The following is a 7,634-nucleotide window of genomic DNA, read 5'->3' on the forward strand; positions in this document are numbered from 1 at the left end:
CAATCTGTTTGATGCTCTTCTTATGGACGTAAAAATCCCGCCTTACTTTTGCTTTCGTTTCCACTGTGATCACTCCTGTTTTTTCCTCCAACTAAATCATTAGCTGGGGATACTACAGGGGGGTCAATTTTGAACGCTGAATAACACAGGAGTTTGTGACCGAACGACCAAATGGTGAAACAGTTCCTACGCCAACTTTTGTGATGTCTTTTGATTCAATTGTAGCTGATGCTGAGTGCAGGAATCACACTTTTCTTGAAATATTAAAAAATGGAATGAAAAAGCATACCGAACAGCAACAGCAATCAAATGAAAAGACTGCGGTTCAACCTCCAACAAATTGATTATTTAACTGTCACCTGCCCATTCATAAGCATAGGTAGGAGCCAGTCACGGAGTTCAATAAGCTGCCGATTCTCTTGTTCTAAAAGCATATGTTGTGAAAATATAGGCTTAAGCTTTTCATCTAGCCTTTCTATAAGCGTGATAGGAGGAATGACCACTCGACTTTGCTTTAAATGATCTTGAGTTATATGTCCCATCGTTGTTTTACGTTTGTCCGCCAACATCTTAAAGTGCCGTAAATAATTTTTTAGTTCAAAATAATAGTATGACCTTGGATATTTCTCAGAAGTCACTTTAAATATATGTTGATTTAGTGCGCCTTTACCTTTGCTCCAAATTTGAACTTCAAGTGTTGCTGACCAAGAGAAAAGAACATCGCCATTTTCAACAATTGCTTTGGGATTGATTGAAGGAGATGCCTTCTCTGTTTTACTAGAATAGCCCTCAGTCATCTCTTTGATCTTAATCACTCTTAAAAAGTCTTTACCTGCAGGTCTGTGTTTTTGCATCGCCAACCCATTGAAATAATCTGCTATATTCCAAAGTGAATCATCACCCCACCCTTCAGGAATTTCCCTTTTTAACACTTCGTTATAAACCATCTTGCCACCAGAAGACTTATAAGGTCTGCCGTTTTCGTCAGGGAAGTCGAATTGTACGAACCAGTAGTCATAGATGGTTTTAGCCATCGATTCTAGTTCAGCATTGATGCGGTTGTTCAGGTTGATTTTGGCATCGAATAAATAAAGTGTATCTACAATTTTTTGTTGTTCTTTAAGGCTAAATTGAGGAAGTATTACATTCCCTAATGTTCCCTGATTTAAATTGTTAATGTTAGTGCTGCCAGCAGGAGTGATAAGGCTTCTAAATCTTTTCGTTTTAGTGAAGTAGGCACAAAATTTTGCTGAGAATTTATTGGAAGTAACTCGCGCTCTAATGCAAAATCCTGAGTATAATGCTTCTATGTTTTTACCAACAAATAGACTTCTACCTACAAGCCTTTTGTTGCCATTAGATCGAACAAATAATATATCCCCTTTCTGGAGGTAATCTTCCTCAGATGCTATGCCAGTAGGGTTAATTTCACTTAGTTCATCGTATTTTGGTTCTAATCCAGCATGGAAGTTCGAGACTCCAATGAATAAACATCCTTTACCTTTACTTTCTTTATTATAGTTCAGCCCATTTCTGAAAGTAGCAATATTACCAAATCGAATTCCTGTTTTCTTATCAGTCATACGAAATCTTTCCGATCATAAGTTTAATCTCAGATTCAATAGCCTTTGATTCTTCAAATAATATATCCAAGTTGCGACTGTAATTTTCAACTTTGGCTGTAAACTGTTCGGCGGTAATATCCACATATTCAATTGGTATATCAAAATATTGGCTGGCACTGAATGAATAGTTTTTTTCCTCAAAGTCAGAGTAAGGCACAACTGTCGAGAATCCTTCGATCACTGACTTCGCGTTGAATGCATCAATGATTTGTTTTTCTTCACTAGGCTTTAAAACTACTTTTGTGTTTTTTCCGTCCTTCCATTCTTCACCTAAATTAGAGGCATCAACAAGAACTACATTTTCTTTGTTGTTTGTGTCGATAAATAGAATAGAAACATTTGTTCCTGTTGTTGCAAAAATATTACTTGGCATAGATACAGCACCAGCAAGCATTTTGCGCTTAATTAAGGCTTCTCGAATCTTCTTGTCGATACCTTGTTGTGCAGAAATAAAGCCTGTTGGAACAACAACTGCTGCCTTACCATTAGGTTTCAGTGAATACATAATATGTTGAAGAAATAGCTGATAGATAGCCATCTTATTCTTCTCTTTCGGTGGTACCTTTGGAATTCCTGCAAAGAACCGATCATTGTTCTCCTTACAATCTAAGTCATCACGTGTGTCGCTAAAGTCTGTTTTAAAGGGGGGATTTGATACGATATAATCAAACTTAGCGAGTGCATTACCTTTCTTATGATACGGTGTCAGAAGGGTATCACCTTGCACCACGTTCTGAATCGAATGAACAAGGTTATTCAAGATCAGATTCAAGCGGAGCAAGTTCGAGGACTTTTGGGATATATCCTGCGAATAAATCGTACAGCGATCTTCACCGATAGCGTGAGCTAGATTCATTAGCAGAGTACCTGAACCTGCAGACGGATCGTAACAAGTAACGTTCTGAATTTTTCCACGTTGATCAGAAGGGACGAGAATCGCTGCCATAATCTTTGCAACTGCGTGAGGGGTATAATACTCGGCATACTTGCCGCCACTATCGCTGTTGTAGTCTTTGATTAGGTATTCAAAGATCGTGGAATAGAAGTCGTACTTTTCATTGAAGATGCGCTCAAAACTGAACATTCCAAGCTTGTTAATGATGGCTCGACAGAATACATCCCGTTTCGATTCATCGGTAATCGTTTCGCTAATGCGATCAAACAGGGTGATCTTGGAACCACCTTCGGTCTTTACGGAGAATATATCGTTATTCGTAATTGCAATGTCCCGCAAAGTGTCATCGAACAGCTTTGCGAAGTCGGGAGCATTTTGCTTTGTTGAAAGGTAAGAGATGAAGTGTTCAGGCTTGAGGCGCGCAGTATCTTCTGCAAGCTGCAAAAGTAGCATTTCATAATCATCAGGACTAAGTTCAGCGACAGCTTTTTCCCAATTATCCGTCTGAGCAATGTTGCTATCCAGTTTCTTGATCTCATAGGCGAACTTATCGTTCATGAATTTGTATAGGAAAACTTGGGTGATAATCTTGAATTCACCCGCATCATTGCCGAGTCCGTGAGAAGCACAGATACCTTTCAGGCTATCGATTAGCTCCTTTGTTTTTTGGACAAATTCGGTTGTTACCATTCACTCACTCCGTTAAATTCGTTCATATATTCTCTTACCACTAACCCATTGATAAACTTTGAAGAATCAGGAGTCAGGGTGATGTGTTGCTTCGTTTTAAATTGATCAATGACAACTCTTGTGAGCATTGTCTGGAAGTAACTTTCATTATTCAGCACTTGAGCATTCAGAAGCACACGTTCATCAGCCAATTGCTTTACCCCCATCAACGCTTCAAAGACGCGCCTTTCCTGTCCTTTGAAGTCGCCATTTTCCATTAGGCGCTTATGAATACGAGCATACTTTTTATCGTTGTTGTACTTCATTCTAATCATTTCATTTCTGCGATTCAGGTTTTGAACACGATCATAAATATCGTTCAGGCTATCAATATTTTGGTGCATCGCTTCCTGTGACACTTCACTAAGTTTTTTCTTGTGAAATAGTCGTTCTAATTCCTCCTTTAGCGAAATGAATTCAGGGTCTTTCGGGTCAAAGTTTCCAGCAAGTCCTTCCCTTGTTTTGCGAAGTGTATTCTTAAGCTTGTCAGCAAGAATCAGTTCTTCTTCGCCAATCTTTGTGAACTGGAACACGACATCTTCCAGAGCCGCATTCAGCAGGTTTGATGACAGTGTGCTGTTTGCCAGATTGTCTTTTAGGTTCAGATTGTCCAAATGATTACTGACTTCACGGTAAAGCACATTGATTTTTTGGAAGTCGAGTTTATCAAGAAGATCGAAATTTCCTGAGAGCCTGATCAGGTTATAAAGAACTTTGGCATTGTTCAGAGCTTTTTTGATTTCAAGAACTTGTTGTTTATCCTGAATCTGCGTGATTTGTTGAGAGAACAATTCAGCATTTTCAGTGTTGAATTTGAACAGGATGTCTTTGATTGATTCAATGTCTTGTTCTATCTCTTCTTGGGACTTGAAGAGGTTTGAATAGTGTTGCATTTCATCGCCAAGTTCTTCCTGAAGCTCTTTGAAGTAGGCTTCATTCGCAGCCTTAAATTCGGAGCGAATATCAGCAAAATCGACAACGTATCCATAGCGGAATTCTTTGTACGAGCGATTTACACGGGTAAGCGCCTGAAGCAAGTTGTGCTTCTTGATGACACGTCCAACATACAGCTTCTTTAACCTTGGAGCGTCAAAGCCAGTAAGCAGCATTGCATTAACAATCAGAAGGTCAATCTTGCCTGCTTTAAATTCGTCCACCAAATCCTTTCGGTCAGTCTTGGTGCCTGCATCGTGGAGGATAAGTGCTGCAGTCTTTACACGGTTCTGTTCTTTCAGAGACTCGTCGTATGAATCTGTTTCAAAAGGTGTAATGGAACCATATTTAGCCTGAAATATTTCGTACATCTTTTCAGCCTGTTCGTTACTATCGCAGATCACCATTGCGCCGATGCTTGAATCAGCCATTGCAGTGCGGCTGAATTCAAAGTCAGTAACAACATAATCCAGCATCGGTTCAACGAACTTGTGGTGTGCATAGACAAGCTTCTTGTCGCCGTCACCCTGAATGACTTCAACTTCATCCAGAGCCTTACGGAGCGCCATTTTATAGTTCGATTGAATATCTTCCCTGATTAGTCGAAGCGTATATCCATCGGCAATCGAAGAGTCATAGTAATACTTGTGAATATAATCCCCGAACAGGGATTTTGAATTGTAGTCATCACCGAGAAGCGGTGTGCCAGTTAAACCAATTTTAATTGCGTCAGGGTCTGACTGATTCAGGTTCGCTAAGAAGCTTCCTTTCGGATTATACGAGCGATGCACTTCATCCAAGAAGTACACCCGCTGAATGCCGACATCGTAGTCTTTTGTCTTCACTACATCAGGGTCATCTGCAAAACGTTGAATGTTTACAACGGTGATTTCTGGTTTTCCTGAAAGATTATGAATAGCGGTATTCGTCTTAATGTCTTTGGCAAAGCCTTCTCGCGAATTGATTGTATGAACCTTTAAGCCACGGCTTCTGAATTCCCTGTGTGCCTGTGTTAACAGGTCGATGCGATCAACTATAAAGTAGAATTTCGGAACGATCTTTTTTGAGTGAAAGTAATCGGTTAAATAGCTGACGTTATAATATGCCAAGGCCGTCTTACCGCTTCCCTGAGTGTGCCAGATGATTCCCTTACGAATTCCTTCTTCCAGCTTCTTCTTGATAGCTTGAGAAGCGAACAATTGAGGATAGCGCATTACGTGCTTCTGGATGCCTAAAGTGTCATTCACATAAGCCAAGCTATAACGGAGTATAAAAGCGAGTCGATTTCTGCTGAATAGGGAAGTCAGGATTCGGTTGGTAGGCGTGTTGATATGCTTATTCGTAGTGAATTCAGGACTATGCTTGATCCCTGTTAGGTTATTGTCTTTCAGGACAAAGTTTTCAACAGCGTCATCCAGTTCTTTGATCGAGGCGGAGACTTCATCGCGCCTTTCTTCACGGAAGTAGTTGAAGATCGGGTTTGAATATGAAGACGAAGCATAGAAGGCACCTTCAATGGGAAGGGGTGATTCATCGTCATATTCCATGTTATTCGAGAACACCATCAGCTGCGTGATATTCACAAAGCGCCTGAATTTGTCGTTCTTAAAGCGAACCTTGATCCGCTTTTGTTCAGCCAGAATACCTTCCTTGTTATTCGGTTTCTTCACTTCAATGAATACCAAAGGCATACCATTGATCAGCAGAATAACGTCAGGTCTGAATTCTTCGTCGCCGTTCTTGTAGGTTAATTCGGTCACAACATTGAACGTGTTGTTATCGAAGTTTTCAAAGTCGATCAGCTTTGCACCAGATCGACTGGTTAGCATTTCATAAAATGCTTTACCGATATCCTCGTTATCCAATGCAAGAGTTGCATCTTCAAGCAGTCTACTAACATCACTTGAATCAAGGTCAGGGTTAATGTGTCCTATGCTACTTTTGAAAATATCAGTGAAAATGTTTGTGTTTTCATCCCAAGAAGCATCACGCAGGGAAAGATAATCATAGTTCAGGCGTGTTAAGTGTAAAATAGAGGGTATTTTTACTCGTGAATCTTCATTGAACTTCATTGTTTGCTACCCCCCAAGGGTGACTATAGCCTAAAATATTAGAACTGCGAGTAGCGACATCGAAATTAGTTTTACAATAGAAAAGGGAGCCTCGAAAGAGACTCCCTTTTTATTTCCACAAGACCAATTGAAGAAACGGGAACAGGAAAATGAAAGAGAACCTGAACCGATAATTACTTATAAACTAAGTTAACATAAACGTCAAGTAAAACATTATGTATTCTATCCAGAAACAATAAAGGAGCCTCTTTCGAGACTCCTTGTTTTTGCGCATTACTGAGTGAGGACGGAATAGGAAAAGGGAGAATCACTCAGTAGAATTATTATACACTATTTGGACACTTTTGTCTACTCTTATTTTTATACTTCGCAACTTGACGATTCTGCAAAGTAAAACTATAGTTCTTGTTATGGCAAGACTGATTGATGAAGAACTCAGGACTCAAATCAAAGCATTAATTGATGAGGGTAAAGATGTGAACGCTATTGCCGAGGCCACTGGTAAAACCAAAGCGACCATCTACAACTACATCAGACGCAACGACTGGAAACTTCAGAAGAAGGAAAAGCCTGTCGTGAAAAAAAAACCAAGAGGCAGACCAGCAAAAAGTCATCTTGATCCTTACTTAGCCGAAATCACAAGACGAGTACAGATCGGTATTCCTATTAACACAATTGCTGGACAGTGTGATGTATCCAGACAGACCCTTTACACCTTTTTTGAGAAGCACAATATCGACCCGAATTCTTTTCATCCAGAAGATTACAAGCTTCCAGAGATTGAGGCTGAAACCGTAAAGGAAGAGAAGGGTAAACTTGAAGAAGTGATGACCCCGCAGGATGAAACTGCAACTAAAATATAATATTTAACTAAACAACTTTGGATATATAATCATAATGGCAAAGGCTCAAAGAAAAATATTAAATATTAAGAATATCGCTAAAAAAGCGGTTGCCAAAGCAGATTCTCAGCCACAGGGAAGACCTGAAGGAAGTAAATTAGACCTTTATAAAGATGAGATTGTGAAGCGATTGAAGATGGGGGTATCCATCAGCAATATTGCGGGACAGTGCGATGTATCTCGAAAAGCCATTTATGATTTTCTCAAGAAACAAGAGATTGCCCCTAAAACATTCAATCCAAAAGACTACAAAATAACAGATTAATTCCCATTGCACCCATTGCATCCCCATTGCATCCGATTAGATGCAATGGGAAACTGTTGCAAACAAAGGGTTTTTGAGTCCATTGCATGTTATTCAGCGTTCAAAATTGACCCCCTAGAGGGGTAAATCAGCGTCCAAATTTGACCCCCCTGTAGTATCCCCAGCTAATGATTTAGTTGGAGGAAAAAACAGGAGTGATCACAGTGGAAACGA

At 39.8% G+C, this 7,634-nt stretch carries 6 protein-coding genes; 3 read left to right on the forward strand and 3 right to left on the reverse strand.

The genetic code is table 11. From position 1 onward, the window contains the following. Positions 1-155: 155 nt before the first annotated feature. Positions 156-344, forward strand: a complete 189-nt coding sequence (locus MMIC_RS12020; protein WP_072660721.1) for a hypothetical protein — start codon at positions 156-158, stop codon at positions 342-344. Here MMIC_RS12020 and MMIC_RS12025 read toward each other — a convergent pair whose 3' ends face one another. Genes MMIC_RS12025 through MMIC_RS12035 form a run of 3 tightly spaced genes read right to left on the reverse strand, consistent with a single transcriptional unit; the run spans position 345 to position 6,254 of the window. After that, positions 345-1,583: a restriction endonuclease subunit S gene (locus MMIC_RS12025; protein ID WP_072660722.1), complete on the reverse strand. Its 1,239-nt coding sequence runs from the start codon at positions 1,581-1,583 to the stop codon at positions 345-347. Beyond that, positions 1,576-3,210: an HsdM family class I SAM-dependent methyltransferase gene (locus tag MMIC_RS12030; protein ID WP_072660723.1), complete on the reverse strand. Its 1,635-nt coding sequence runs from the start codon at positions 3,208-3,210 to the stop codon at positions 1,576-1,578. Before MMIC_RS12030 ends, MMIC_RS12025 begins: the two co-directional genes overlap by 8 nt. After that, complete coding sequence (locus MMIC_RS12035; RefSeq protein ID WP_072660724.1) at positions 3,204-6,254, reverse strand: type I restriction endonuclease subunit R; 3,051 nt, start codon at positions 6,252-6,254, stop codon at positions 3,204-3,206. The genes MMIC_RS12030 and MMIC_RS12035 overlap by 7 nt, the downstream gene beginning before the upstream one ends. Before the next feature lie 410 nt (positions 6,255-6,664). Between MMIC_RS12035 and MMIC_RS12040 the strand changes: the two genes are divergently transcribed. Both MMIC_RS12040 and MMIC_RS12045 read left to right on the forward strand, forming a co-directional pair. Beyond that, the gene (locus MMIC_RS12040; RefSeq protein WP_072660725.1) at positions 6,665-7,117 is read left to right on the forward strand and encodes a helix-turn-helix domain-containing protein; all 453 of its coding nucleotides are present in this window, start codon (positions 6,665-6,667) and stop codon (positions 7,115-7,117) included. A 34-nt stretch (positions 7,118-7,151) separates the two neighbouring features. Continuing rightward, complete coding sequence (locus MMIC_RS12045; protein WP_072660726.1) at positions 7,152-7,421, forward strand: hypothetical protein; 270 nt, start codon at positions 7,152-7,154, stop codon at positions 7,419-7,421. The last annotated feature ends 213 nt before the right edge of the window (positions 7,422-7,634 follow it).

This window comes from Mariprofundus micogutta, from assembly GCF_001895085.1.
GTDB lineage: Bacteria > Pseudomonadota > Zetaproteobacteria > Mariprofundales > Mariprofundaceae > Mariprofundus > Mariprofundus micogutta.

Bases quoted from the DNA above. Each gene is read 5' to 3' on its own strand.
- MMIC_RS12025 (WP_072660722.1), bottom strand. From the start codon at position 1,583: ATGACTGATAAGAAAACAGGAATTCGATTTGGTAATATTGCTACTTTC.
- MMIC_RS12030 (WP_072660723.1), bottom strand. From the start codon at position 3,210: ATGGTAACAACCGAATTTGTCCAAAAAACAAAGGAGCTAATCGATAGC.
- MMIC_RS12035 (WP_072660724.1), bottom strand. From the start codon at position 6,254: ATGAAGTTCAATGAAGATTCACGAGTAAAAATACCCTCTATTTTACAC.
- MMIC_RS12040 (WP_072660725.1), top strand. From the start codon at position 6,665: ATGGCAAGACTGATTGATGAAGAACTCAGGACTCAAATCAAAGCATTA.
- MMIC_RS12045 (WP_072660726.1), top strand. From the start codon at position 7,152: ATGGCAAAGGCTCAAAGAAAAATATTAAATATTAAGAATATCGCTAAA.